Genomic DNA, 22,285 nt, shown 5'->3' with positions numbered 1-22,285 from the left:
GCGCGCCCCCACGCGCCGTCGTGGGCATCACTGTGCACCGTCCCGGCCGTGGGCGGAGGACTTTCGACGAACTTCGGCAGGAAGGGAACCGATCGCGACTCTGGTGCGTCCAATGAGTATCGGGCCCTGCTTCCGCGGGCGCGGGCGAGGGCATGGAGGGGGCGCTGTGACCGACGTGATGGAGGAGACGACCGCCGAGGTGGCGCGACTGAGTCGCGTCTCGGTGCTGTGCGGCGGGGCGCAGGTCGATGTCTCTCTGCCGCTGCTCACGCCGACGGAGGTGCTGATCCCGGAACTGGTGCGGCTCTTCGGCGACCGGATCGGTGGCTCCGCGGAGTCCGCGTGGTCACGACCGTGGCGCCTCGCGCCGGTCGGGGGCGAGCCGCTCCCGGGCCCGCAGACTCCCGCGGACGCCGGCATCTCCGACGGGGCGCTCCTGGTCCTGTTCGTGGCGGAGGCCCCGCCCCCGCCGCCGATCTTCGACGACGTCTTCGACCGCACCGCAGCAGATCTCGTCACCGGACGCCGCTGGGACGAACGGGCTGCCCTGATCATCGGCCTGATCGTGCTCGGCCTGGCGACGCTCGCCACGGGCGCGGTCGCGCTGCGGCTCGGCCTCGGTCCGCGGAGCGCCGACGGCGCGCGACCCGCGGTCGACCACGTCTTCGGGCAGTTGTGGTGCGGCGCCACTGCTCTGGCACTGCTCACCGGTGCGGTGCTGTCGAGCCGCCGGACGGCCGCACCGGGCCCCGTGCCCACGGCGCTCTCGATCTGCGCCACCGTCCTCGCCGGTGTGACCGGTGCGCTCGTCGTGCCTCTCGGCGCAGACGGTCGCTACGGCCCGCCGCACGCGCTCCTCGCCACCGCGACGGCCGCCGTCGCGGCGCTGGTTGCGCTGCGGTTCACCGGCCGCGGCACGGTGGTGCACACGGCACTCCTCACCGCCGCCGCCGTCGCGGGCCCGGCGATGTTCGCGGCCCTCTGGCTCCCCGGGCACCGGGCCGCGATCGGCGCCACCGTCGCCGTGGTCGCGTACCTCGTACTGGTCTTCGCCGCTCGGATCGCCGCCGTAGCGGCGCGCCTGCCGCTGCCGCACGTGCCGGCGGCGGGCGAGCGGATCGACCCCATCGACGACGACCCGCCGCCCACGGTGGCCGGTGTCGGCGCGGTCGCCGCGGGCCTCGACGACGAGCCGCAGGAGCGGGACGTCCCGCCGCGATCCGATCTCGCGCAGCTCATCTGCACCGGGATCACCGTCGGCGCCGCGACCGCCGGGGCGGTCGCCACGCTCGCCGTCGGCGCGGCCACGCGCGAACTGCCGGGCCATCACCTCGCTTTCGCGCTGGTCATGGCCGTGGCCTTCTGCCTGCGCGGCCGCACACACGCCGAACCCGTGCAGGCGAGCGCGGGCGTGCTGGCCGGTGCGACGATCGCGATCGGCACCGCCGTGAGCCTCGCGTGGGGATTCGGCTCGTGGCCGGTGGTGGGGCTCGTGGGGCTCGCGGCGATCGGCGCCCTCGCGCTCGCGTGCGGCGCCCTCGCCCCGGGGATCGTCTTCAGCCCGGTACAGCGCCGGCTGGCGGAGCTCGGCGAGTACCTCACGATCGCCGCGGCCGGCCCCCTGTTGGGCTGGGTCTGGGACGTCTACGCCACCGTCCGGAACCTCTGATGGGGCGGCGGATCCGGGCGGCGACCGCGGCGGCCGTCCTCAGCCTCGCGGTGCCCGTGATCCCCGGCGCGCCGGTGGCCGCCGATCCTCCGCCCGACGGTGCGCCGCGCGGCCCCGTCGGCCCGCTCGCGCCCACGGTGCAGCGTTCCCAGTGCAACACGCTCCGCACCCAACCCGGAACCGACTACGCGCGCCCGGACCACGTCGCGCGTTCCCTGCGCTTCGACCACGCCTGGAGATTCACGCGCGGGGAGGGCCAGAAGGTCGCCGTCATCGACACCGGTGTCACACCGCATCCGCGGCTCGGCGAGGTGATCGCGGGCGGTGACTACGTGGCGACGGGCGACGGCCGCGACGACTGCGACGCGCACGGCACGGCCGTCGCGGGGATCATCGCCGGCCGGCCCGCACCCGGCGACGCCTTCTCCGGGGTCGCCCCCGCGGCGACGATCATCGCGATCCGTCAGGCCAGCGCCGCCTTCGAACCGCAGCAGCGCGGCGTGAACAGCCACGGCAACGTGACCACGATGGCGTACGCGGTGGTGCGCGCCGTGGACCTGGGTGCCACCGTCGTGAACATCTCCGAGGTGGCCTGCGCGGGTTCGGAGTCCGCGCTCGGCGACGGGGCCCTCGGGCGCGCTGTGCGATACGCGGCCGACCGGAACGTGGTGGTGGTCGCGGCCGCCGGCAACGTCGCCTCGGGTACCGCCTGCGCGGAGCAGAACGCGAATCCCGCCGCGCCGGCGACTCTCGCCTCGCCCGCCCGGTTCGCCGATCACGTGCTCGCCGTGGGTGCGACGGAGCCGGACGGGCGGGCGGCCGAGTTCTCCCTGGCCGGGCCCTGGGTCACGGTCGCCGCGCCGGGTACCGACGTGACCACGCTGGAGCCCCGCGGAATCGGGCTCGCCAACGCCCAGGTCACCCGCGAGGGCACCGCCCCGCTCGCCGGCACCAGCTACGCGGCGCCCTACGTCGCCGGAGTGGCCGCCCTGGTGCGCGCCCGGTTCCCGCAGCTCACCGCGGCCCAGGTGCGCAGCCGGATCCTCGCGACCGCGCGCCGGTCCGCGGGAATGGGCGGGGCCGGGATCGTCGATCCCGTGGCGGCGGTATCCGCCGCTCTCCCCGGCGAGGCTCCCGCGCCGGGCCGGCTGGACATCTCGCCCGCGCCGGCACCGGACACCCGGCCACGCACCATCGCCCTCGGCGGCGTGGCTCTGCTGCTCGTGGCCGCCGTCGCGGCCTGCCTCGCTCGCCGCTGACCGGCCGCCCGGTTCACCGGTCCACGGTGACCGGCGTACCGTCGCGGGTCACCGACGCGGCGGCCCGGGTCAGATCGGGACCCGCCGGGATCGCAGCCAGCACGGACCAGGCCACGGGGCGCGGCTTGTGCTGCAGGCCCAGGATGCGGGCGGTCTCCGCATCCGGGATCCCATACCGGACACCCGAGTCCGAGACGTAGAACAGACCGTCGCGGCGCTCGCCGCCGGGCTCCGCGGCCACGACGTACTCGCCCGTTCCGGCCGGTACGGACGCCGCATCGAGCGCGTCCCCGGCACCGTCGGCGCCCGCCAGCGCGACGGGCGCTCCGGGGCCGGGCACGGCCCGGAAGGTACGCAGCTCGACGCCACCACCGCCCTCGCCGTCGGAGGCCGCAGCCGCACAGACCACCGGTGCGTCGCGGACCGCACGCAGCGAAGGCCGGCGATCGGGCAGGTCCGCGACGGGCACCACGCGACGCGTCGCGGCCGCGGCCACGGTGGCGGCCGACGCCGTCCCGATCGGCGCGCCCGTGGGATCGCCGGCGCGGATCAGATCGGCCGCCCACGCACCGATCGGCTGCACGCCGTCTGCGAGAACGAGGTACAGGCGGTCGCGGTCGGTGTCGGAGACGCGCACCACGTCGCCGACGCGGGCGCCGTTGACGGCGACCGACGGCTGGCCGCGCGCCGGGACCTGCGGAATCACGATCGGATCGATCTGATCGAAGGCGTTGAGCAGGGGCGCGCTGATCGCGCGGGCGGGGGCACCGTCGAGCCCGGCGAGCCTGCGCACCACCGGATCCGACGGGTCCACCGCGGCGCGGACGCCCCGGAACAGCAGGTAGTGGTCGCCGTCGCGGCGGACGAGCACGGCACCGTCGTCCGCGGCGCCCGAGTCGACCGACGAGACCATCGTGTCGAGGGCGTCGCGCGCAGCGGGCTTGTCCGACGGCGCCAGGCGGGTCCGGTCGCACAGCAGCCAGGGCGACGCGCCCTCGTTCCACGCCGAGGTGGGGCCGAGGATCTGTGCTGGCGCACCGACGATCCCGACCTCCGGCCCGCGACGGAAGTCGCTGAGCCGCTTGTCCTTCACGGATGTCGGTTGTGCTGCTTCGCCGACCACCAGGCGCGCGGAGGCGAGCCCGGTGACCGGATGGAGAACATCGTCCACCCGGACGTACAGTGCGCCGGACTCCTTGGCCAGCACGATCTTCGCGTCGCCCACCGCGCCCTGCGGGCGGAGCAGGGCGAGCACACCGCAGCCGCCCGTGATCACGAGCGCGAGCACCAGTCCGGCGATGAGCGAGCGCGACTGCGAGGCCATCGGATCCGAGATCATGCGGGGATCCCGCCGCAAGAGCGCATGATCCATCCGCCGCAGGATGAATCGGTACCCGCTCACCTGCGCGCGCGTGGTCAACTGCTTCCGCATGACGCCCTCCCCCAAGGTGCGTGTCGGCCGCTTCCCCCGAAGCGGCCGTCCTGACAGGGAGAATACGGTACTTTCGGCGCACGGCAGCGCGTTTCGGGGGAGACGTCCCGCCGCCCGAGGGGGAACGGAAATGGAACAAGCAACCGGATCGACCGGACTCGTCGCGCCCGGGCGCTGGCATCGTGCGGCGTGGCCCTCGAGCGGGGCGGTCCTCCTCGCGGAGGCCGCCGCGGCCGCAGCCGGCCTCGGCGCCGCCGCGCTCGATGCGCCGCACTGGGCGGCCGCCACCGCGGCGCTGGCGATCGGCGCGGGGGCACTCGTCCGGGTGCGCGGCACGTCGGGGGCGGAGTACGCGGCGGACCGGCTCCGCGGCCGCACCGCCGCGGCCGCCACCGTCGACACGGCGCCGTACCCGGGTGGCGGCGAGATCGGAGTCCGTCGATCCGGCCGCCGGTCCACGGCCTTCGTGCGGCTCGCCCCTGCGGCCCCTCAGCTGGTGGCTATGCTCCGCCAGGAGGACCCCGGCGTGCCGCTGGGCCTGCTCGCCGGCCTGCTCCGACACGCGGACACTCCGATCGCCCGAATCGACCTGCTGTTCGCGGGCGGGCGGGCGGCGGGCGAGCCGCCCGCACCGCGGGCGCGCTATCAGCAACTGCTCGGGCCGCTGCACCGATGGGCCACGACGGAGGTGTTGATCGCGGTGACGATCGACCCCGCCGACTGCGCGGCCGCCTGCGCGCGGCGCGGGGGCGGACCGTCGGCCGAGCTCCGGGTCGCCGCGCTCGCGGCGCAACGGACCGTCGACGTGCTCCGCGCGCAGGGGATCACGGCGGTCGCGCTACGCCCGTCGGAGGCCGTCGGTATCGACCCCGCGCCACCGGCGGACTCCGCACCGTGTGACCCGGAGGCCCTCGCCCGAGGCGAACTGACCTCCTTGTTCTCCAACGACGGGCCCGGCCGCGCCGGCGTCTCGGTGCGCCTCGACGACACCGGCGGTGTCCGACTCGGGGCGTGGAGATCCGCGCACGGAGCGGAGGAGCCCGCGCGACGCGGAGATCACGAGGTGAGCGGCCCCGCGCAGGCGATCGAGACACTGCACGTCCCACTCGGCGGCTGCGGACAGGTCCTGGGCTCGGACGCGACCGGCGGGCCCGTCGCGGCGCGCCTGCACGGTCGCGGCGTCCGCACCGTGTGGGCGGCGGTGGCCGACGACCCGGCGCGACAGCTCGTGGAGCGGGCGGTCGCGACCGGAGCACGGGTGCTCATCGTGACCGGTCGGCCGGCCGTCTGGCAGCCGCTGGTGAACTGGGTGGGTTCGCCACGCCACCTGTGGATCTCCGGCTGGCACCTTCCGCCGCAGTACGCGGGAATCGGCCCCGCGGACTACACGGTGACCGTCCTCGACGGCACCGCCGCGGGACTGACGCCGGGCTCGGTCGAGCCCGCCGGGACGGTGTGGCGCATCGAGCAGGCGGGGATCTCCCCCGTGACCGAGGCCGACGTGGTGCTCAGCCAGCCCCTGCCGGGAATGCTGACGGTGCGTACCGACGGGGGTGCGGCGACGCTGCGGCTCGTCGCCTGACCGGGACCGCCGCGACACGGCTCGGGCCCGGTAGCCGTCGCCGGCTGCCGGGCCCGAGTCCGTCGGTGCGACGGAGTGTCTACGTCCAGCCCTCCGCGGCCTTGGTGTTGGTCTGCTGCATGGACGCCACCGCGTTCTCGGCCGCGGTCCGCACGCGCCCGAGCAGGTCGTTGATGTCCTCGAAGCTGGTGTTCCAGCGGGTCTGCACCGCCTGATAGGCGGTCGCCGAGTCCGGGTCCTCCCACGCGCCCGCGAACTTGTTCTGTTCGGTGCGGATCGCGTCGGCCTGCTGGATCAGCACCGTGGTGCGCTGCGCGATGTCGTCGAGCGCTCCCCGGATGGTGGCGTAGTCGTAGCGGATCATGTCGCTCATGCTGTGGTCTCCCCCTGTGTCGTTCGGACGCGCTCTAGAGGCTGAGCGCGGTGATGTCGGAGGTGTTCTGGTCCTCCTGCGTGCGGTAGCTCGTCGTGTTGCCCGAGAGCATGGTGCTGATGTCGACGAGCGCGGTGTTCACCTTCGCCGCGCTCTCGTCCCACCGCGCCATCACGCCCAGGAAGGCGACCTGGGCCGCGCCGGCCCACACCCCCTGGGTGGCCTCGACGTCGCCGCGCAGCTGGTTCAGGGTCGTCTTCATCTGCGCCCCGAGGTCGTCCAGCGTGTCGGCGCCGGTCTTCATCGACGCGAGTTCGGCCCTGGTTCCGGTTGCCATTTCGTGCTCCTCCCCGCCGGACGTGCCGGCACCGTCGGCCCGCGCCCGGTTGGCGCGCACCGTTCCCGGTCACGGCGTCCAGCCGCCCCCCGGAAGTTCCTCGCAGGCGCGCCGCAGCGCCCTGCCGATGCGGTGTGCGCTGCCGTCGGCGACGGAGATCCACGCTCCCGTGCCCGGCTCGCTCGCCGTCCGCACCACGACCCGCCCGCTGGGCGCGTCGATGACCGCCACCACCACCGCACACCGGTGATCGCCTGCGTACAGCGTGAACTCGACGCTGCGCTGCGAGCGCGCGAAGATCCGCCCGATCAGGCGCGCGGCGTCCGCGTCCACGCCGGTCGCCCGCAGCGCGGCACCGATCTCGCCCGCGTCGCCGGCGCGCAGCGCCGCCCGCCCCGCCTCGGCCGGGAACGACGCCGCGACCGCGGGATCCGCCGGCCGCCCGCCTCCCAGAACCGGAGCGACGAGCGCCGCCAGCCGGTCCGCGGAGCCGTCGCAGTGCGGCAGGTCGACGGTGGCGGTGCCCGCCGCGCGCACCACCCGCGCGGTCAGATGCCCCGACCGGGCCAGGCACAGCCGCGCGTCCAGCGCGCCCGACGCGCGGGCCTCGATCCGCACCTGCGCGGCGGCCAGCACGCCCAGCGCGGTGGCTTCGTCGTCGTCGAGATCGTTGTCGGGCAGCGCATCCGGTGCGCGCAGGTCGGTGTGCCGCGGGTCGGGCGGCGTCCACAGCACGGGCGGCACCTCGGTACCGAACCGGGCGCTGAGCGCTGCTACCGCGTGCGCCGTCACGACGACTCCGCCAGCGACTCGCCGTGTGCGCCGAGCACCGCGGGAGCGGCGTGGACGACGAACGCATCGGGCTCGTCATCCGCACCGTCGGAGGGCACCGCGCCCGTGGTCTGCACTGCGTGCTTCGCCGCCGCAGCGGCGCCCGCCGCGCCCATCATGCCGGCGGGCATCATCGGGATCCCGCGGCCGGCGGCCGACGACGTGCCGGACGCCGACGCGGCCGTAGTGGCGCCGCCGCCGCCCTGTTCGCGCTGCAGTACCCCCACGGGGAAGGCGCCGAGAGGAGCAGCGGGCGCGCCGACCGCACCGGCGCCGCGGCCCGTTGCGGATCCGCCTCCGGCGCCCTTGTCCTTGGTCGTCCGGCTGCGGTCGACCGGAAGGCTCGGCGGCGCCGCGAACTCCCACGGTGCGCGGAGCGGTTCCGCGGCCCGCTCGAAGCCGGTCATGACCGCGGCGGCGGTGCCGTGCGCCTGCTGCTCGACGCGCTCGGAATCCGCCGCGGCGCCGACCAGGGCGGCGACCGCGGGCTCCGCGCCGCCCGCCGCGGCCGCCGCCTGGGCGTTCTCGCGATCCGTGCGGATCCGGGCTGCGTCGGCCACCGATGGCATCGCGCGGGCCGCGGTCTCGTACGCAGCGGCCTGCCCGGCGAGCTTCGCGGCGTATTCGGCGAGGTCGGCCGCGTGCCGCGCCAGCCAGCGCGCGTACTCGGGGAGCGGGCCGGTGCGCCGGACGTCGGATTCCCTGCGCCCCATGTCCACCGCGCCGTCGAGCCGCACGACGAGTCGGTCGAGCTGGACGGCGGCCGCGCCGTACGCCGAAGCGAGGCGCGCGGTCTCCTGCGCCGCCGTGGTGAGGGGCTGCGCGCCCGCCGCGCCCAACAGATCACCCGCCAGCCGCTCGGTGGTGCGGGTCGACCAGTCGACTCCGGTGAAGCCCGGATCGCGGGGCACCGTCAGACCACCAGGCCGAGGGTGGCGCCGAGTTCCGAGTCCCCGCGCTGCACCGCGGTGACGTGACCCGATACGGCGTCGCCGAGGCGGCGCAGGTCGGCGACCGCGGTCTCCGCGGCGCGGAATTGTGCCTCCCCCATGCATTGCGTCGTCCGCGCCACCGTGACCGAGACCTCGTCACGGCCCGTCGCCGCCGGCGCTGCGTGCGCCTCGAAGCGCTTCTGCGCGCCGCGCAGGTCCTCGACGATCCGATCGATGCCGCGGGCGATCTCCCGCGCCTCCTGCGGATCCATGCTCAGCTTGCTACCGGTCACGATCTGTACTCCCCCCGAAGTTCGTCCCTATCCATTAGACGCACCGGCTCCCGGTACGGTTCCGCCTCTCACAGGCGAAGTTCCACGTCCGGCTCGTCGTACTGTTCCGCGGGCAGCGCGTCGCCCACCACCTGCGGGCCGACGAGCGGCAGATCGCCCACCACGCGTTCGCCGTTGTCGCTGGTGACGAGGTAGTCGGGCACCGAATGGTCGCCCGCCGCCGCGCCGCGGGCCCCCGCCGCCCCCGCAGCGCCCATCGGCATCATCGGCGCCGCCATGCCGCCCCGGGTCACGACGTCCGACGAAGCCGGCACCGTCCGGGCGCCGCCCTCCACGACCGGCGTGCGGGACGCCGGGGTGGCCGACTGCGGCTGCGCGAGCGAGGCCGCGGCGGCGCCGGCGCCGCCGATCCCGCCGTACCCGCCTCCGCCGGCACTGCCGCCGCCCGTTCCCGCGCCCGTGCCGGTGACGGCCGTGGCCGCCGGGAAGTCACCCGGCGACGACGATTCCGTGTCCTCCGCCGCGTCCTCACCGGCGCCGGACTCCGCGAGCCCGCTCAGCGCCTCACCCGCCGCGGTCGCGGCGCCGACCGCGGTCTTGACGGCTCCCGACACGGTGTCCGTGGCGAGCTTGCCGACGGCCGTGACGGCCCCCGTCGCCGCCGAGACCACGCCGGGAACGATCGATGCGGCGGCCTGCGCCGCTGCGCTGGCGGCCGTCGTCGGCGGAGTGGCGACGGGGACCTTGCGGCCGGCCGCCCCCACCTGGGCGCTGAGCCCGGAGAGCTGGCTCTTGGTGCGCGACACGACCTCCGTCGCCTGCGCGAGGTGCTCCTGGGCTGCGGCGACGGCCGCAGCCTGGCCGGGCGGGAGCCACAGCGACGGGCCGAGCGCCGAGATTACCGCCATGAAGGAGTCGATGATCGCCTGCAGCTCCGCCTCGCCGGTGCCGACGACCGTCGCGGCCTCGCCGACCGCGGTCGACAGCTCGGCGCCCTGCTCGGCGACCAGCCCCGTGCCGGTCGCGGCCTCGAGCCCCTTACCCGTCGCGGCGGTGGCCGCGGGCCCCTGCCACACCGAGGAGAGTTGGCTGATCGCCTGCATCCCCATCGACACGCCCTGCTCCAACGCCTTCGACGCTCCCGAGAGCGCCGCCGACGGGTCGAGGCCCTCGAAGCTGCCGGATCCGAACGTCGAGAGCAGGTCCGTCATGGGTTTCACCAGCCCCGCCACGTCGAAGCCGGGCACCTGCGGGGCCTCCGGCACGCCCTTGGGTGCCGCCGGAAGCTCCTGCTGCGGCGGCGGTTCCGGGGCCGTGGGCACGGGCGGAAGCCCGAGCGCCGCCAGCACCTCGTTGACGGGCCGGTCGAGGAGCGCGCGGATGGCGGGATCCAGCACGGTGTCCGGGGCCACCGGCGCCCCGGCGGGGTCGGCCACCGTCAGATCCCCGCGGAGCTCAGCCCCGCGACGTTGCCCGCCTCGGTGAGGCCGTACGCGGCGACCGTGCCGGCGGACGACGCCGCGATCGCGCCGTACAGCACGGCAAGCTCGGCGACCGACTCCACGTGGACGGCCTGCGCGGCCGTGAAGGCCGCGAGGAAGTCCTGCCCGATCAGGCCGAGCGCCGGATTGAGGGCCGCGACGTTGGCCGCCGCGTCCACCGTTCCCGCCGTCGCGACCGCCGCTCCGATCCCGGCGTTCGCGGCCCCGAAGGCCGAGATCGCCGAATTCACCGCCATGAACATTGTTCTCCCCCGTCGTCTGCAGCGGGCCCGGTGCGCGAGGCCCTCATGAATTGGACGCACCAGCTCGGGATTCGGATCCCGATTCCCTGTCCGATCGCGCGGTCAGCCGGCCGCGAAGTCCGCGTGGAAGCGCTCCATGACCGCGGCGCGGCGCGCCTGCACCTCGCGTGCCGCCACCGCGCACACGTCGACGATGCGCCTCCCGAGAACGGCGCCGTCGGACCTGCAGGCCGCCGGGGTCAGCGTGAGCCCGACGAGGGCGCACACTCCGTCGAGCTCCACACGGATCGCGCCGTCCGGGCTCGAGACCGCGACGCGGACCCCGTCGAGCTCCGCGCTGGTGCGCCGCAGCAGGTGCAACTGCTCATGCGCGCGGGCCTCGATCCGGTCCATCTCCGCGCTCATCAGACCCTCCGCAGCCAGGTGCCGACGGTCTCGTCGCGGGCGGACGGAACCGGCGGCGGCTCCGGGAGCCGCATCGCGCGCAGCACCTCTGGCCCCACCCCCGCGCGCTCCAGTTCGGCGCGACGACGCAGGCCCGCAGTGGTCGCGGCCTCCTGGCAGAGCCGGACGACGGCGTCGGCCAGATCCTGCGGCTCGCGCCGCAGCTCCGTCCGCTCGATGGCGATGTGCAGCGGTGTCCCCTGCTCGTTGGCGCGTACCCGCACACCACCATTCGTGGATGTGGCGATGTTCATCCGTTATCCCCCTTCATGTGTCACTCCTCCCGCACGGTGCCGACGGCACGCTCGCACGCGCCCGCCAGCGGAGCCGCGGTGCGCCCCGCCTCGCAACCGACGCTGAGTTGCGCGGCGCCCGCGACCACGACGTACCAATCCACGAACCGCTCCGCGTCGATCCGCTCGCGATAGCCGATCACCTCGCGCCCGGCGACGAGCGTCCTGGGGTTGAGGTCGGTGATGCGGCGGTCGGAACGTCGCGCGAGGGCCGACTCCAGGTCGGCCGCGACGGCGACGATGTCCGACGGTGCCCGCAGCCGCGTGCGGACCACGGTGACGCGGCGGCCGTCGTCGGCCTGCGCCAATCGCCGGTCGGGTCCCGGCTCGGTGACCGCCCAGCCCTGCGGCAGATCGACGGAGGCGCCGTCGAAGGCGACGCGGACGAAGGTCTCCGCAGCCGGCGTGGGCCGTCCCGGGACGGACGGGGGCGCGCCGGGCAGACATGCGGCCGCACCCGCGGCGACCACCCCGACGGTGCCCGCGCCCGCCGCGATCAGCGGCCACCGCCGGCGCGGGCCCCGCTGTGCGGCGGACGGTTCCGGAGATTCCTCGGCCGCGCGACCGGGCGATGACGGCGACGGCGCCGCATCCGGTCGGAGCGCGAGCACCACCTCGGGATCGACGCGCACCACGCGCCACAGGTGCACCGTCGCCAGCGCGGCGCGGACCGCGCGGTAGACCTCGGGCGGACCATCGACGAGGGCCTGATCGACGTCGTCGTCGAAGACCTTGCGGGCGGCGCGGAGCGGGTCCGGGTGGGACGCGGATTTCACAAGGCTCCAGGCACCGTCGGCGAAGGCGAGGACATGCGCCTGCGCCACCGGGCGACGGCATTCGAGGACGAGCGCGCGGCGGCAGAAGAGCACGCCCTCGGCCCGGACGATGGCCTCGGCGCGCGAGAGGACGTCGGCGTCCACCCCCAGCGACGCCGCCGCGGCGGCGATCAGGCTGCGGCGCGGCGCGCCGAAGACGCTGGGTGCCAGCACCGTCCACGCCCGCGATGGGGCGCTCCCGCTGGCGGCATCGGCCAGCCACTGCGCCCATTGCCGCGTGGCGACCGCGGGCGCGACGAAGTCGTCCACGTCCGCCGGCGCCGCCGTCGACCGCACGGCACCGTCCGGCCCGCGTACGTACCATTCATCCCCCGCGCAATCGATGACGATGCGCTCCGGGTCCCCCAACCCGATCATGCGGGGGAGACTAGCGCGTGACGGGCTCTGCCGGGGCGGCTTCCGCGGATTCGCGCTTGCGGGCGCGGCGGCGGCTGATCACGGTGACGGCGATGGGGATGATGATCGTCAGCGCTGAGCCGATGAACAGGATCTCCAGGTTGTTCCGGAGGAACGGGATCCCACCGAGGAAGTAGCCGAGCAGCACGATGCCGTCGCACCACAGGATCGAGCCGAGCACGGAGAACAGCGTGAACTTGCGGTGGTCCATCTTCGAGAAGCCCGCGAGCACCGGCACCAGCGTGCGGACGATGCCGATGAACCGGGCGAAGAGCACCGTGAACGGGCCGTACTTGTCGAAGAAGGCGTAGGTCTTGTCCACCGGGCCCTGCCCGATGAAGTTCATGATCCTGCCGCGCATCACCTTCGGGCCGGCGTACCGGCCGAGGGCGTAGCCGCACTGGTCGCCGATGATCGCCGCGATCGGCAGGAACAGCAGCAGCTGCCACAGCTGCGCGAAGGGCTGCGGCTGCGCCGCGAAGATGCCCGCGGTGAACAGGATCGAATCCCCCGGGAAGATGAAGCCCACGAGCAGGCCGGTCTCGATGAAGATCAGCAGCACCAGGCCGATCAGGCCCGCGGAGCCGAGGAAGCCGGTGACGTCGAAGGGGTTCACATCACCCGAGTATCCACGCGACGGGCATCGCGATCATGAACTCCCGGCGAACGGCGGCTCAAGCTCCGTCAGTCGCCGCAGCAGCCGTCCGCACCCGACCCGGCACCGTCGACCTCGCGCTTCTCGCGGGTGACCCGGTTGCGCTCGGCGAGCTCGTCGTCGGCAGGGTAATCCACGCGCACCAGCGTGAGGCCGCAGGCGGCGGCGACGTTGATCGCGCTGGAGCGTTCGCGCTCGTCGAGGAGCCCGGCGACCCAGTCGGCGGACCGTCGGCCCTCCCCGACCGCGGCGACCGCCCCGACGAGGGAACGCACCATCGACCAGCAGAAGGCGTCGGCGGAGACCTGTGCCGTGCACACCCCGTCATCGCCCTGCGACCAGGAGAAGCGCTGCAGCTCGCGGACCGTCGTCGCGCCCTCGCGGCGGCGGCAGAAGGCGGCGAAGTCGTGCAGGCCCAGAAGCCGGTCGCTCGCCTGCTGCATGCGACCCAGGTCGACGGGCCGCCGCCACGGGGCGGTGTCGCGGGCGCGCAGGGGGTCGGCGCCGTAGGGCGCGTCGGTGAGGCGGTACTCGTAGTGTCGGCGCAGCGCCGAGAAGCGGGCGTCGAACTCCGCGGGCGCTTCGGCGATCGCCGTGACCCGCACGTCCTGCGGGAGCATCCGCGCGAGCCGCCGCACCAGGCCGTCCGGCAGGGCGACATCGGTGTCGAGGTGCGCGACCTGCCCCGTGGCGTGCACGCCGGCATCGGTGCGGCCGGCCACGGTGAGCTGCACCTCCGTGCGCAGCACGGTGCCGATCGTCTCCTCCAGCACGCCGCACACCGTGCGCCGTTCGGGCTGGCGGGCCCAGCCGCTGAAGTCGGTGCCGTCGTAGGCGATGTCGAGGCGATAGCGAGTCATATCGCCGTCAGACTCTACCGGGGCGAGGCCGGTGCCAGGCCCGCCGCCAGGCCGTCCAGGTAGCGCGTGAGGGCGGTGTCGAGCAGCACGTCGGCGTCGTAGGGGTAGCTGGTGTGCAGCATCTCCGCCATCACCGGGAAGCGGTCGGCGGGCGCCGCGGCGCGCAGCTCGCCCAGCTGGGTGTCGATCCACTCGTCCTCGGTGACGCCCGTGGCGGCGCGGTCGGCCAGTTCCGGCTCGATCGTCGCGCCCAGGCCGCGCACGAGGTTCAGCAGGCACAGGTACTCGGTGAACGCCGCGCGCGGCGGCAGTCCGGCGGAGCGGAGCGCGCCCAGCAGGTGCTCCGACATCGGCATCGCGCCGGGCATCACCGCGGGGCGGGTCATCGACATCGCCGCCGGCAGCCACGGGTGGGCCTGCATGGACTCCCACAGCGCGCGGAGGACCGCCTCGACGTCCTCCCGCCAGTCGGCGGTGCGGGGCGGCGGTTCCAGCTCGCCCAGCACCCGGTCCAGCATCGCCGCCTGCAGCTCGTCGCTGCTCGGCACGTACCGGTACACCGCCATCGTCGGGATCTCGAGGGCCGCCGCGAGCCGGCGCATCGAGACGGCCTGCAGCGACTCGGCGTCGGCGATCGCGACGGCCGCGGCGATCACATCGGCGGCGGTCAGCTCCGGGGCGCGCGGGCGGTCCGGAGCCAGCACGACGCTGCCACGGCCCGGGGCCGAGTCGATCAGCCCGTCGGCCTGGAGCAGAGCGAGCACCTTCGAGGCGGTGGCCATCGCGACACCGTGATCGCGCATGATCGCGCGGGTCGACGGTGCGCGGTCCCCCGGCCGCAGCCGGCCCGACGCGATGCGCTCGCGGAGCACCGCGGCGATCTCCTCGGCGCGGGTCACCGGAGGCCCGATGCACTAGTGCACTTTGCGTGAATAGCCACGTCAACACTGTAGCGGACAGCGCTTGATACGGCGTACGTTCGCTCTATGCATCAGCTTCGAATCCTCGTCAGCGGCGCATCCATCGCCGGTCCCGCCGCCGCTCTCCTCCTCGCCCGCCAGGGCCACCGCGTCACGATCGTCGAACGCGCACCGTCGTTGCGGGCGGGCGGACAGACCGTCGACCTGCGCGGCGCCGGCCGCACCGTGATCGACCGGCTCGGCCTCGGCCCCGCCAGCACCGAGCGGCTGCTCGACCAGCGCGGCATCGTCAAGGTCGACGCCCACGGGCGACGCGGCGCGGCCATGCCCGTCGAGGCCTTCGGCGGCAACGGCGTCGTCTCCACCCACGAGATCCTGCGCGGCGACCTCGCCGAGGTCCTCGTCGACGCCGTTCCCGACGACGTCGAGTACCTATGGGACGACACGGTGACAGCGATCGCGCAGGACGGGAACCGGGTGCACGTCGATTTCGAGTCCGCGCCGGCCCGGGAGTTCGACCTCGTCATCGGCGCCGACGGCCTCGGCTCCGCCGTGCGGCACGCGGCGTTCGGGCCCGACGGAGACGCCCTGCGCCCCATCGGCCTGCGGTACGCCTGGTTCACCGCCACCATCGACGAGGACACCCGCGGCTGGTACCTCATGCACACCGCGCGCCGCGGCCGCGTGGTCTCGGTCCGGCCGTCGCGCACCGACGGCACCGTCAAGGCCGGGCTCGCGATCCGCGGCACCGACGCCCGGCGACTGAGCCGCGAGGAGCAGTTCGCGCTGTTCGAGCGGGAGTTCGCCGACCTCGGCTGGGTCGCACCGCAGCTGCTGCGCGCCATGCGCACCGCCGGCGACTGGGCCTACCAGGACCTCGCGCAGGTGAAGCTCGACGCGTGGACTCGCGGCCGCGTCGCCCTCGTCGGGGACGCGGGCTACTGTCCCACCCCGCTCACGGGCCTCGGCACCACCCTCGCGCTCGTGGGCGCGTACGTCCTGGCCGGCGAACTCGGCCGCGCCGAGGGCGACGTGCCGCGCGCGCTGGCGCACTACGACGCGATCATGCGCCCGTTCGTCACCCCGGCGCAGGAACTCCCGCCCGGCAGCCCGTCCGGGTTCGCGCCGAGGGGCCGACTGGGCATCGCTCTGGGCGATCTCACCTACCGCACGGCCACGACGTGGCCGATGCGGCTGGTATGGGCGGCGCAGTTCGCGAAGGCCGACGGCATCGACCTCCCCGCGTACGCCTGAGACGCTTCACGATGTCGAGTTCTGCGGCGGTGCGCGTGCGCGGGCGCATCTCCGCGTGCACGGAACTCGATACCGTGAGCGGCGTAGCGTCGGGACGATGACCGTTACCGCACAGACCGTCACCGTGACCACCGACCTCCCGCCCGCCGTCCTGTTCGCCGCTCTCACCCGGCCCGCGGTGCACGCGGCCGCCGACGGCTCCGGGATGCTGCGCGGCGTCTCCGCCGACAGCCCCGAGACGATCTCCGGCGTCGGCGACGTCTTCGGGATGGAGATGACCGCTGAGGACGGTCGGGAGTACTCCGTGGACAACCACGTGAGCGCGTTCGAACCGGACACCAGGCTCGCGTGGCTGCCCGCCGGGCGCGGCAAGAAGCCGGTCGGCGTCGAATGGACCTGGGAGTTCACCCCCGAGGACGGCGGCACCCTCATCGCCGTGACCTGCGACTGGTCGCGCGTGACCGACGAGGCCTACCTCGCGCGGTTCACCCTGCCCCGGGTGTCGGCGGAGAAGATGCGGGCCACCGTCGACGCGATCACCCGCCTCGCACGCGAGTCCTGACCGCCAGACCGACGCCCCGCAACGAGAAGAACCCGCCGGACCATGCGGTCCGACGGGTTCTCCTGTGAGACGTGGGTGACTACTCCGAGTCGGAGTCGTCCTCCTGCTGCGACTTCGGCAGCGAGTAGCCCGCGGCCTCGGCCGAAGCCTCGTCGGCGAACCAGATCTCGGCGACCGTCGACTCGAAGAAGCGGGTACCGGGGCGGTGGTACAGCTTCGAGTCGGCGTTGCCCTTGATCGGGAAGCCCTCGGGAGCCTCGTTCACGTCCTCCAGCGGCGCGTGCGCACCGGCGGGAAGGTCGGAATCCGACTCCTCGACGATCTCCGCGGCCTCGACGGCGGCGGACTTGGCAGCGGCCTGCGAGGCGGCGACGCGGGTGGCGCGCGAAGCCTCGGTGGCGGCGAGCTGCTCGGTCACGATCTCGATGACCGCCATGGGGGCGTTGTCGCCCTTCCGGTTCTCGGTCTTGATGATCCGGGTGTAGCCGCCCTGACGGTCGGCGACGGCCGGAGCGATCTCCGCGAACAGCACGTGCACGACGTCCTTGTTGCGGATCTCCTTCATGACCTCGCGGCGATTGGCCAGCTTGCCGTGCTTGGCGTGGCTGATCAGCTTCTCCGCGTAGGGACGCAGGCGCTTGGCGCGGGACTCGGTGGTCTCGATGCGGCCGTGCTCGAAGAGCGCGGTCGCGAGGTTCGCCAGAATGTGCTTCTGGTGCGAGGCCGAGCCGCCCATGCGGGCGCCCTTAGTGGGCCTAGGCATTGTTTCTCCTGTGGGTGGTTAAAAGAAGAGCTCGGGTCAGAGCTGCTCGGTCTCGGCGTAGTCCTGATCGTCACCGTCGCCCGAGAACGACGGCTCGTCGCTCCAGGTGCCGGTGGCGGGGTCGTAGCCGTCGACCTGCGACGGATCGAACGACGCGGGGCTGTCCTTGAGGGCCAGACCCAGCGCGTGCAGCTTGACCTTGACCTCGTCGATCGACTTCTGACCGAAGTTACGGATGTCGAGAAGATCGGACTCGGTGCGGGCCACGAGCTCGCCCACGGTATGCACACCCTCGCGCTTGAGGCAGTTGTACGAGCGCACCGTCAGGTCGAGATCCTCGATCGGCAGCGAGAACGCCGCGATGTGGTCGGCCTCGGCCGGCGACGGCCCGATCTCGATGCCCTCGGCCTCGACGTTGAGCTCGCGGGCCAGGCCGAAGAGCTCGACCAGGGTCTTGCCGGCCGAAGCCAGCGCGTCCCGCGCGGTCATCGAGTTCTTGGTCTCGACGTCCAGGATCAGGCGATCGAAGTCGGTGCGCTGCTCGACACGGGTCGCCTCGACCTTGTAGGTCACCTTGAGCACGGGCGAGTAGATCGAGTCGACCGGGATGCGGCCGATCTCGGCGCCCGACGCCTTGTTCTGCACGGCCGGCACGTAGCCGCGGCCCCGCTCGACGACGAGCTCGATCTCGAGCTTGCCCTTGTCGTTCAGGGTGGCGATGTGCAGGTCGGGGTTGTGCACGGTGACCGACGCCGGGGGAACGATGTCGCCCGCGGTGACGGCGCCCGGACCCTGCTTGCGCACGTACATGGTGACCGGCTCGTCATCCTCCGACGAGACGACCAGGCCCTTGAGGTTCAGGATGATGTCGGTGACATCCTCCTTCACGCCGGGGACCGTGGTGAACTCGTGCAGCACGCCGTCGATGCGGATGCTGGTCACGGCCGCGCCCGGGATGGACGACAGCAGCGTGCGGCGGAGCGAGTTGCCCAGCGTGTAACCGAAGCCCGGCTCCAGCGGCTCGATGATGAACTTCGAGCGCGCGTCGGAGATGACCTCTTCGCTGAGGGTGGGTCGCTGCGAGATGAGCATTGAGTATTCCTTCTCTCTGGGCGTCCGCTATTTGACGCCCGTAGAGGGCCGCCGGCGATCTACCGGCGGCCCGTACTACTTACTTCGAGTAGTACTCGACGATGAGCTGCTCCTGGAACGGAACGACGATCTGCTCACGCTCGGGCACGCGGTGCACGAGGATGCGCAGGGTCGACGGGACCACCTGGAGCCATGCCGGAGCGGTGCGCTCGCCGACGGTCTCACGCGCGATCTGGAACGGCGTGGTGCCGAGCGACTTCGGGCGGACGTCGATGATGTCGTACTGCGAGACGCGGTACGAGGGCACATCCACGCGGACGCCGTTCACCGTGAAGTGACCGTGGGTCACCAGCTGGCGAGCCTGACGACGGGTGCGCGCCAGGCCGGCGCGGTACACGACGTTGTCGAGGCGGGTCTCGAGGATCTGCAGCAGCGCGTCGCCGGTCTTACCCGAAGCCGTCTTGGCCTCCTGGTAGTACCGGGAGAACTGCTTCTCCATCACGCCGTACAGGAAGCGCGCCTTCTGCTTCTCCTTGAGCTGCAGGAGGTACTCGGACTCCTTGATCCGCGCGCGGCCGTGCTGGCCGGGCGGGTACGGACGACGCTCGAACGCCTCGGAACCGCCGACGAGGTCGACGCCCAGACGACGGGACTTACGGGTGACAGGGCCGGTATAACGAGCCATGGTTTCTCTCTCCTACCTTCCCTAGACCCGACGCCGCTTGGGCGGACGGCAGCCGTTGTGCGGCTGCGGCGTCACGTCGGAGATGGTGCCCACCTCCAGGCCGGCGGCCTGGAGCGAGCGGATTGCGGTCTCGCGACCCGAACCCGGGCCCTTGACGAAGACGTCGACCTTCTTCACGCCGTTCTCCTGCGCCTTGCGGGCAGCGTTCTCGGCGGCGAGCTGCGCGGCGAACGGGGTGCTCTTGCGCGAGCCCTTGAAGCCGACGTGGCCCGAGGAGGCCCAGCTGATCACGTTGCCGTTGGGGTCGGTGATCGAGACGATCGTGTTGTTGAACGTGCTCTTGATGTGAGCGTGGCCGTGCGGGACGTTCTTCTTTTCGCGACGACGCGAAACGCCCTTCTTCGCGCCCGTGGCGCGCGACTTCGGAGGCATTACTTCTTCTTTCCGGCGATGGTCTTCTTCGGACCCTTACGGGTGCGAGCGTTGGTCTTGGTGCGCTGGCCACGCACGGGCAGGCCACGACGGTGGCGGATGCCCTGGTAGCACTGGATCTCGATCTTGCGACGGATGTCGGCCTGCACCTCACGGCGCAGGTCGCCCTCGACCTTGTAGTCCGTGCCCTCGATGAAGTCACGGAGCTTGGTCAGGTCCTCGTCGCTGAGGTCCTTGCTGCGCAGATCCGGGCTCACACCGGTCTCGGCGAGAATCTCAGTCGCGCGGGTACGGCCGATGCCGTAGATGTAGGTCAGTGCGATCTCCATGCGCTTCTCGCGCGGGAGATCGACACCCATGAGACGTGCCATTCTTGGCGTTTCCTTCTTCGTAGTCGGAGGTCTGCTCCCCGCCCGTCCTCGCTGGTTCCGGCGCTTTCACGCCGGCCGAGGCCCCGGCCTCCGAGCCGGGGGTCCTACGGGGGCTCGAGTGCCCCCGCTGGTGCGGAGAGGTCATCGTGTGTTCAAGCGGCGAACCGCTCGAAGCGCAGTGACTAGCCCTGACGCTGCTTGTGGCGCAGGTTGTCGCAGATCACCATGACCCGGCCGTTACGGCGGATCACCTTGCACTTCTCGCAGATCGGCTTGACGCTGGGGTTGACCTTCACGTCAGTCCTATCCAGTTGTGTTCAGTGTTTTCCCGCACCGCCACCGGTAACCGGAGGGGTGCCACGGCACGCGCGACGAAGCCGCGCACGCACGCGATGATCCAGTGTACGCTTCGCGCCCGTCCACCCCAAATCAGCCGCCGTCCACGCGCGGAGTCCGCGCGTGAGCGGGCTCTCATGCTAGCCTCAGGAACGACCGGTGATGCACTATTCACCACTCTCGATTCCCGAGATCTGATACTCGATCACAAAGGACCCGCGATGCGCCTGTCCCTCTCCCGCCGCTTGACCGTCGCCGCGACCGCCGCACTCGGCGTGACGACCTCCGTCCTCGTCGCCGCTGCGCCGGCGTCCGCCGCGCCGCGCGTCGTCGTGGGCCCCGGCTCGGAGATCGACATCGTGCAGAAGGAGACGGCCGACGGCATCGAGGTCGCCGCCTGCACGCTCGGCGTTCTCGCCCTCACCCCGGACGGCCGCCGCGTGGGCGTCACCGCCGGCCACTGCGGCAAGGCCGGCCAGGAGGTCACCGTCCCCGCGCCCGGCCAGGCCCGCGCGCTCATCTCCGTCGGCAAGTTCGAGAAGTCCTCGAACCCGCCCACCAAGATGATCGACGGCCGCGAGGTGTCCACCGACGTGGCGCACCCCGACTGGGGCACCGTCTCGTTCAAGGCGGGCGTGCCGCTGGTCAACCGCCTCGGCAAGGCCGCCCCGCGCTCGCTCGGCAAGGCGCGGATCGGCGACAAGGTGTGCAGCCAGGGCCGCACCAGCGGCTGGGTCTGCGGCTCCGTCACCGACATCACCGCCAACCGCTTCCGCACCGACCTCAAGCTGCGCTCCGGCGACAGCGGTGCCTCGCTGATCCGGCTCTCCGACGGTGCCGCGCTCGGCATCCACGCCACCGGCTCGTCCGAGCCCGGCCGCGACGGTTCGGAGGTCTCCGACTACTGGGACCTGGGCTTCGTCCTCGGCCAGGCCGGCGGCCTGCGCCTGGCCGTCTAGCGCCCGGACCACGAAGAAGACCCACCCCGCGGGGTGGGTCTTTCTCGTATCCGGATGCGTCGTACTACGCGGTCACTTGTACCGGTAGACGATGCGCCCGCGCGTCAGGTCGTACGGAGACAGCTCCACGACGACCCGGTCCTCGGGCAGAATACGAATGTAGTGCTGCCGCATCTTGCCGCTGATGTGTGCGAGCACCTTGTGCCCGTTCTCCAGCTCGATGCGGAACATTGCGTTGGGGAGCGGCTCGACGACGCGGCCCTCCACCTCGATGGCTCCGTCCTTCTTCGCCATACCCTCCACGATCCTGTTGTCTTCAGCGGACGCCGTGTGCGACCTGTGCCCCTCCTGAGCGGACGAGCATGCGGCCGAACGCCGCGCTACCCACCTATTCTACGCGCTCAGGACTCGACCGACGAATCCTGCCCGGAACCGCCCCCACCGCTGACGAGGTGCAACGCGAGTTCGACGGAGTCGGGGACGAAGTCGCCGGGGTCCGCCGCGACGTCCGCCAACAGGTCGGCCGGCGCCATCCAGCCGCCGCTCTCGACCTCCTCCGGCTGGTGGACGACGGCACCGTCGTACGTGCAGACGTACTGGAAGCACAGGAACCGGGTCCGCGCGTCGGCGTACGCGCGCACCCCGACGGGCCGCAGCTCCACCCCGTGCACCCCGAGCTCCTCGAAGGCCTCGCGCGCGGCACCGTCGTCGGGCGACTCCCCCGCCAGCAGCACCCCGCCCGCGCAGAAGTCCCGCAGCCCCGGGTAGACGTCCTTGATCGGGGTGCGGCGGTGCACGTAGATCCGGCCGTCGGAGTCGAAGACGAGGATGCCGGTGGTGCCGTGCCGCAGGTTCTCGGCGCGCACGCGCGACCGCGGCGCGGAGCCCGACGGGCGCCCGGCGTCGTCGTACAGGGCGACGATCTCCTCCAGTGTCATGCGCCTCCTCGTTTCCCACAGTATGAGCCAAACTCTG

At 73.0% G+C, this 22,285-nt stretch carries 28 protein-coding genes; 6 read left to right on the top strand and 22 right to left on the bottom strand.

The window, feature by feature from the left end; all coding sequences use genetic code 11:
* The first annotated feature begins 166 nt into the window (after window positions 1–166).
* Window positions 167–1,669 carry a type VII secretion integral membrane protein EccD gene (eccD, locus tag FK530_RS03130; RefSeq protein ID WP_158645015.1) on the top strand — a complete coding sequence of 501 codons (1,503 nt, stop codon included), beginning with the start codon at window positions 167–169 and terminating at the stop codon, window positions 1,667–1,669.
* On the top strand, window positions 1,669–2,928 hold the full coding sequence (gene mycP, locus FK530_RS03125) for a type VII secretion-associated serine protease mycosin (RefSeq protein WP_146485477.1): 1,260 nt from the start codon (window positions 1,669–1,671) through the stop codon (window positions 2,926–2,928). The genes eccD and mycP overlap by 1 nt, the downstream gene beginning before the upstream one ends.
* 13 nt (window positions 2,929–2,941) lie before the next feature.
* Here mycP and eccB read toward each other — a convergent pair whose 3' ends face one another.
* Window positions 2,942–4,360 (bottom strand): type VII secretion protein EccB, encoded by a 1,419-nt coding sequence (gene eccB / locus FK530_RS03120; RefSeq protein ID WP_146485476.1) that lies wholly within the window; start codon window positions 4,358–4,360, stop codon window positions 2,942–2,944.
* Window positions 4,361–4,490: 130 nt separating this feature from the next.
* On the opposite strand from eccB, the gene FK530_RS03115 reads away from it, so the two are divergent.
* On the top strand, window positions 4,491–5,942 hold the full coding sequence (locus tag FK530_RS03115) for a type VII secretion protein EccE (protein ID WP_158645014.1): 1,452 nt from the start codon (window positions 4,491–4,493) through the stop codon (window positions 5,940–5,942).
* A gap of 79 nt (window positions 5,943–6,021) precedes the next feature.
* Here FK530_RS03115 and FK530_RS03110 read toward each other — a convergent pair whose 3' ends face one another.
* The 13 genes from FK530_RS03110 to FK530_RS03050 all read right to left on the bottom strand — a co-directional run bounded on the left by FK530_RS03110 (window position 6,022) and on the right by FK530_RS03050 (window position 14,835).
* On the bottom strand, window positions 6,022–6,315 hold the full coding sequence (locus FK530_RS03110; RefSeq protein ID WP_146485474.1) for a WXG100 family type VII secretion target: 294 nt from the start codon (window positions 6,313–6,315) through the stop codon (window positions 6,022–6,024).
* Window positions 6,316–6,349: 34 nt separating this feature from the next.
* Window positions 6,350–6,652 carry a WXG100 family type VII secretion target gene (locus tag FK530_RS03105; RefSeq protein WP_146485473.1) on the bottom strand — a complete coding sequence of 101 codons (303 nt, stop codon included), beginning with the start codon at window positions 6,650–6,652 and terminating at the stop codon, window positions 6,350–6,352.
* A gap of 69 nt (window positions 6,653–6,721) precedes the next feature.
* Complete coding sequence (locus tag FK530_RS03100) at window positions 6,722–7,444, bottom strand: ESX secretion-associated protein EspG (RefSeq protein WP_146485472.1); 723 nt, start codon at window positions 7,442–7,444, stop codon at window positions 6,722–6,724.
* A complete protein-coding gene (locus FK530_RS03095; protein WP_158645013.1) occupies window positions 7,441–8,394 on the bottom strand; it encodes a PPE domain-containing protein in 954 nt (317 codons plus the stop codon). Before FK530_RS03095 ends, FK530_RS03100 begins: the two co-directional genes overlap by 4 nt.
* A gap of 2 nt (window positions 8,395–8,396) precedes the next feature.
* Window positions 8,397–8,708: a PE domain-containing protein gene (locus FK530_RS03090; RefSeq protein WP_146485470.1), complete on the bottom strand. Its 312-nt coding sequence runs from the start codon at window positions 8,706–8,708 to the stop codon at window positions 8,397–8,399.
* A gap of 68 nt (window positions 8,709–8,776) precedes the next feature.
* On the bottom strand, window positions 8,777–10,144 hold the full coding sequence (locus tag FK530_RS03085) for a WXG100 family type VII secretion target (protein ID WP_146485469.1): 1,368 nt from the start codon (window positions 10,142–10,144) through the stop codon (window positions 8,777–8,779).
* Window positions 10,145–10,146: 2 nt separating this feature from the next.
* Complete coding sequence (locus FK530_RS03080) at window positions 10,147–10,446, bottom strand: hypothetical protein (protein ID WP_316250499.1); 300 nt, start codon at window positions 10,444–10,446, stop codon at window positions 10,147–10,149.
* Between the two features lie 108 nt (window positions 10,447–10,554).
* The gene (locus FK530_RS03075; protein WP_146485467.1) at window positions 10,555–10,857 is read right to left on the bottom strand and encodes a YbaB/EbfC family nucleoid-associated protein; all 303 of its coding nucleotides are present in this window, start codon (window positions 10,855–10,857) and stop codon (window positions 10,555–10,557) included.
* Complete coding sequence (locus tag FK530_RS03070; RefSeq protein WP_146485466.1) at window positions 10,857–11,150, bottom strand: hypothetical protein; 294 nt, start codon at window positions 11,148–11,150, stop codon at window positions 10,857–10,859. The genes FK530_RS03075 and FK530_RS03070 overlap by 1 nt, the downstream gene beginning before the upstream one ends.
* Before the next feature lie 20 nt (window positions 11,151–11,170).
* Window positions 11,171–12,382: a type VII secretion-associated protein gene (locus FK530_RS03065; RefSeq protein ID WP_146485465.1), complete on the bottom strand. Its 1,212-nt coding sequence runs from the start codon at window positions 12,380–12,382 to the stop codon at window positions 11,171–11,173.
* Between the two features lie 10 nt (window positions 12,383–12,392).
* Window positions 12,393–13,037, bottom strand: a complete 645-nt coding sequence (locus tag FK530_RS03060) for a DedA family protein (protein WP_146485464.1) — start codon at window positions 13,035–13,037, stop codon at window positions 12,393–12,395.
* Window positions 13,038–13,105: 68 nt separating this feature from the next.
* Complete coding sequence (gene truA, locus FK530_RS03055; protein WP_146485463.1) at window positions 13,106–13,936, bottom strand: tRNA pseudouridine(38-40) synthase TruA; 831 nt, start codon at window positions 13,934–13,936, stop codon at window positions 13,106–13,108.
* 14 nt (window positions 13,937–13,950) lie between these two features.
* A complete protein-coding gene (locus FK530_RS03050) occupies window positions 13,951–14,835 on the bottom strand; it encodes a GntR family transcriptional regulator (RefSeq protein ID WP_146485462.1) in 885 nt (294 codons plus the stop codon).
* 87 nt (window positions 14,836–14,922) lie between these two features.
* On the opposite strand from FK530_RS03050, the gene FK530_RS03045 reads away from it, so the two are divergent.
* Both FK530_RS03045 and FK530_RS03040 read left to right on the top strand, forming a co-directional pair.
* Window positions 14,923–16,110: an FAD-dependent monooxygenase gene (locus FK530_RS03045; protein ID WP_146485461.1), complete on the top strand. Its 1,188-nt coding sequence runs from the start codon at window positions 14,923–14,925 to the stop codon at window positions 16,108–16,110.
* A gap of 97 nt (window positions 16,111–16,207) precedes the next feature.
* Complete coding sequence (locus FK530_RS03040; RefSeq protein WP_146485460.1) at window positions 16,208–16,672, top strand: SRPBCC domain-containing protein; 465 nt, start codon at window positions 16,208–16,210, stop codon at window positions 16,670–16,672.
* A gap of 79 nt (window positions 16,673–16,751) precedes the next feature.
* On the opposite strand, the gene rplQ is transcribed toward FK530_RS03040, so the two are convergent.
* From rplQ to rpmJ, 6 genes are all read right to left on the bottom strand, one after another.
* Window positions 16,752–17,435 (bottom strand): 50S ribosomal protein L17, sunset domain variant, encoded by a 684-nt coding sequence (rplQ, locus tag FK530_RS03035; RefSeq protein ID WP_146485459.1) that lies wholly within the window; start codon window positions 17,433–17,435, stop codon window positions 16,752–16,754.
* Window positions 17,436–17,471: 36 nt separating this feature from the next.
* The gene (locus tag FK530_RS03030) at window positions 17,472–18,527 is read right to left on the bottom strand and encodes a DNA-directed RNA polymerase subunit alpha (RefSeq protein ID WP_146435043.1); all 1,056 of its coding nucleotides are present in this window, start codon (window positions 18,525–18,527) and stop codon (window positions 17,472–17,474) included.
* A gap of 79 nt (window positions 18,528–18,606) precedes the next feature.
* The gene (gene rpsD, locus FK530_RS03025) at window positions 18,607–19,212 is read right to left on the bottom strand and encodes a 30S ribosomal protein S4 (protein WP_126196472.1); all 606 of its coding nucleotides are present in this window, start codon (window positions 19,210–19,212) and stop codon (window positions 18,607–18,609) included.
* Window positions 19,213–19,233: 21 nt separating this feature from the next.
* Window positions 19,234–19,644 (bottom strand): 30S ribosomal protein S11, encoded by a 411-nt coding sequence (gene rpsK, locus FK530_RS03020; RefSeq protein WP_068532990.1) that lies wholly within the window; start codon window positions 19,642–19,644, stop codon window positions 19,234–19,236.
* Window positions 19,644–20,015, bottom strand: a complete 372-nt coding sequence (gene rpsM / locus FK530_RS03015) for a 30S ribosomal protein S13 (protein WP_068522639.1) — start codon at window positions 20,013–20,015, stop codon at window positions 19,644–19,646. The genes rpsK and rpsM overlap by 1 nt, the downstream gene beginning before the upstream one ends.
* A gap of 182 nt (window positions 20,016–20,197) precedes the next feature.
* Window positions 20,198–20,311, bottom strand: a complete 114-nt coding sequence (rpmJ, locus tag FK530_RS03010; protein WP_013127970.1) for a 50S ribosomal protein L36 — start codon at window positions 20,309–20,311, stop codon at window positions 20,198–20,200.
* Window positions 20,312–20,572: 261 nt separating this feature from the next.
* Between rpmJ and FK530_RS03005 the strand changes: the two genes are divergently transcribed.
* Window positions 20,573–21,310 (top strand): chymotrypsin family serine protease, encoded by a 738-nt coding sequence (locus FK530_RS03005; protein WP_146485458.1) that lies wholly within the window; start codon window positions 20,573–20,575, stop codon window positions 21,308–21,310.
* A 72-nt stretch (window positions 21,311–21,382) separates the two neighbouring features.
* On the opposite strand, the gene infA is transcribed toward FK530_RS03005, so the two are convergent.
* Together infA and FK530_RS02995 are read right to left on the bottom strand one after the other, a co-directional pair.
* Window positions 21,383–21,604, bottom strand: coding sequence for a translation initiation factor IF-1 (infA, locus tag FK530_RS03000; protein ID WP_005140011.1), 222 nt, complete (start codon window positions 21,602–21,604; stop codon window positions 21,383–21,385).
* Between the two features lie 107 nt (window positions 21,605–21,711).
* A complete protein-coding gene (locus FK530_RS02995) occupies window positions 21,712–22,248 on the bottom strand; it encodes an NUDIX hydrolase (protein WP_146485457.1) in 537 nt (178 codons plus the stop codon).
* Between the last annotated feature and the right edge of the window lie 37 nt (window positions 22,249–22,285).

It is taken from the genome of Tsukamurella conjunctivitidis (genome assembly GCF_007858475.1).
GTDB lineage: Bacteria > Actinomycetota > Actinomycetes > Mycobacteriales > Mycobacteriaceae > Tsukamurella > Tsukamurella conjunctivitidis.
The sequence above is the reverse complement of the archived record's forward strand: the minus strand, read 5'-3'. Positions and strand labels throughout refer to the sequence as shown.

Excerpts from the sequence above, each read along its gene's own strand:
- mycP (WP_146485477.1), top strand. The coding sequence starts at position 1,669 with ATGGGGCGGCGGATCCGGGCGGCGACCGCGGCGGCCGTCCTCAGCCTC.
- eccB (WP_146485476.1), bottom strand. The coding sequence starts at position 4,360 with ATGCGGAAGCAGTTGACCACGCGCGCGCAGGTGAGCGGGTACCGATTC.
- FK530_RS03115 (WP_158645014.1), top strand. The coding sequence starts at position 4,491 with ATGGAACAAGCAACCGGATCGACCGGACTCGTCGCGCCCGGGCGCTGG.
- FK530_RS03110 (WP_146485474.1), bottom strand. The coding sequence starts at position 6,315 with ATGAGCGACATGATCCGCTACGACTACGCCACCATCCGGGGAGCGCTC.
- FK530_RS03105 (WP_146485473.1), bottom strand. The coding sequence starts at position 6,652 with ATGGCAACCGGAACCAGGGCCGAACTCGCGTCGATGAAGACCGGCGCC.
- FK530_RS03080 (WP_316250499.1), bottom strand. The coding sequence starts at position 10,446 with ATGGCGGTGAATTCGGCGATCTCGGCCTTCGGGGCCGCGAACGCCGGG.
- FK530_RS03075 (WP_146485467.1), bottom strand. The coding sequence starts at position 10,857 with ATGAGCGCGGAGATGGACCGGATCGAGGCCCGCGCGCATGAGCAGTTG.
- FK530_RS03070 (WP_146485466.1), bottom strand. The coding sequence starts at position 11,150 with ATGAACATCGCCACATCCACGAATGGTGGTGTGCGGGTACGCGCCAAC.
- FK530_RS03065 (WP_146485465.1), bottom strand. The coding sequence starts at position 12,382 with ATGATCGGGTTGGGGGACCCGGAGCGCATCGTCATCGATTGCGCGGGG.
- truA (WP_146485463.1), bottom strand. The coding sequence starts at position 13,936 with ATGACTCGCTATCGCCTCGACATCGCCTACGACGGCACCGACTTCAGC.
- FK530_RS03045 (WP_146485461.1), top strand. The coding sequence starts at position 14,923 with ATGCATCAGCTTCGAATCCTCGTCAGCGGCGCATCCATCGCCGGTCCC.
- FK530_RS03040 (WP_146485460.1), top strand. The coding sequence starts at position 16,208 with ATGACCGTTACCGCACAGACCGTCACCGTGACCACCGACCTCCCGCCC.
- rplQ (WP_146485459.1), bottom strand. The coding sequence starts at position 17,435 with ATGCCTAGGCCCACTAAGGGCGCCCGCATGGGCGGCTCGGCCTCGCAC.
- FK530_RS03030 (WP_146435043.1), bottom strand. The coding sequence starts at position 18,527 with ATGCTCATCTCGCAGCGACCCACCCTCAGCGAAGAGGTCATCTCCGAC.
- rpsD (WP_126196472.1), bottom strand. The coding sequence starts at position 19,212 with ATGGCTCGTTATACCGGCCCTGTCACCCGTAAGTCCCGTCGTCTGGGC.
- rpsK (WP_068532990.1), bottom strand. The coding sequence starts at position 19,644 with ATGCCTCCGAAGTCGCGCGCCACGGGCGCGAAGAAGGGCGTTTCGCGT.
- rpsM (WP_068522639.1), bottom strand. The coding sequence starts at position 20,015 with ATGGCACGTCTCATGGGTGTCGATCTCCCGCGCGAGAAGCGCATGGAG.
- FK530_RS03005 (WP_146485458.1), top strand. The coding sequence starts at position 20,573 with ATGCGCCTGTCCCTCTCCCGCCGCTTGACCGTCGCCGCGACCGCCGCA.
- infA (WP_005140011.1), bottom strand. The coding sequence starts at position 21,604 with ATGGCGAAGAAGGACGGAGCCATCGAGGTGGAGGGCCGCGTCGTCGAG.
- FK530_RS02995 (WP_146485457.1), bottom strand. The coding sequence starts at position 22,248 with ATGACACTGGAGGAGATCGTCGCCCTGTACGACGACGCCGGGCGCCCG.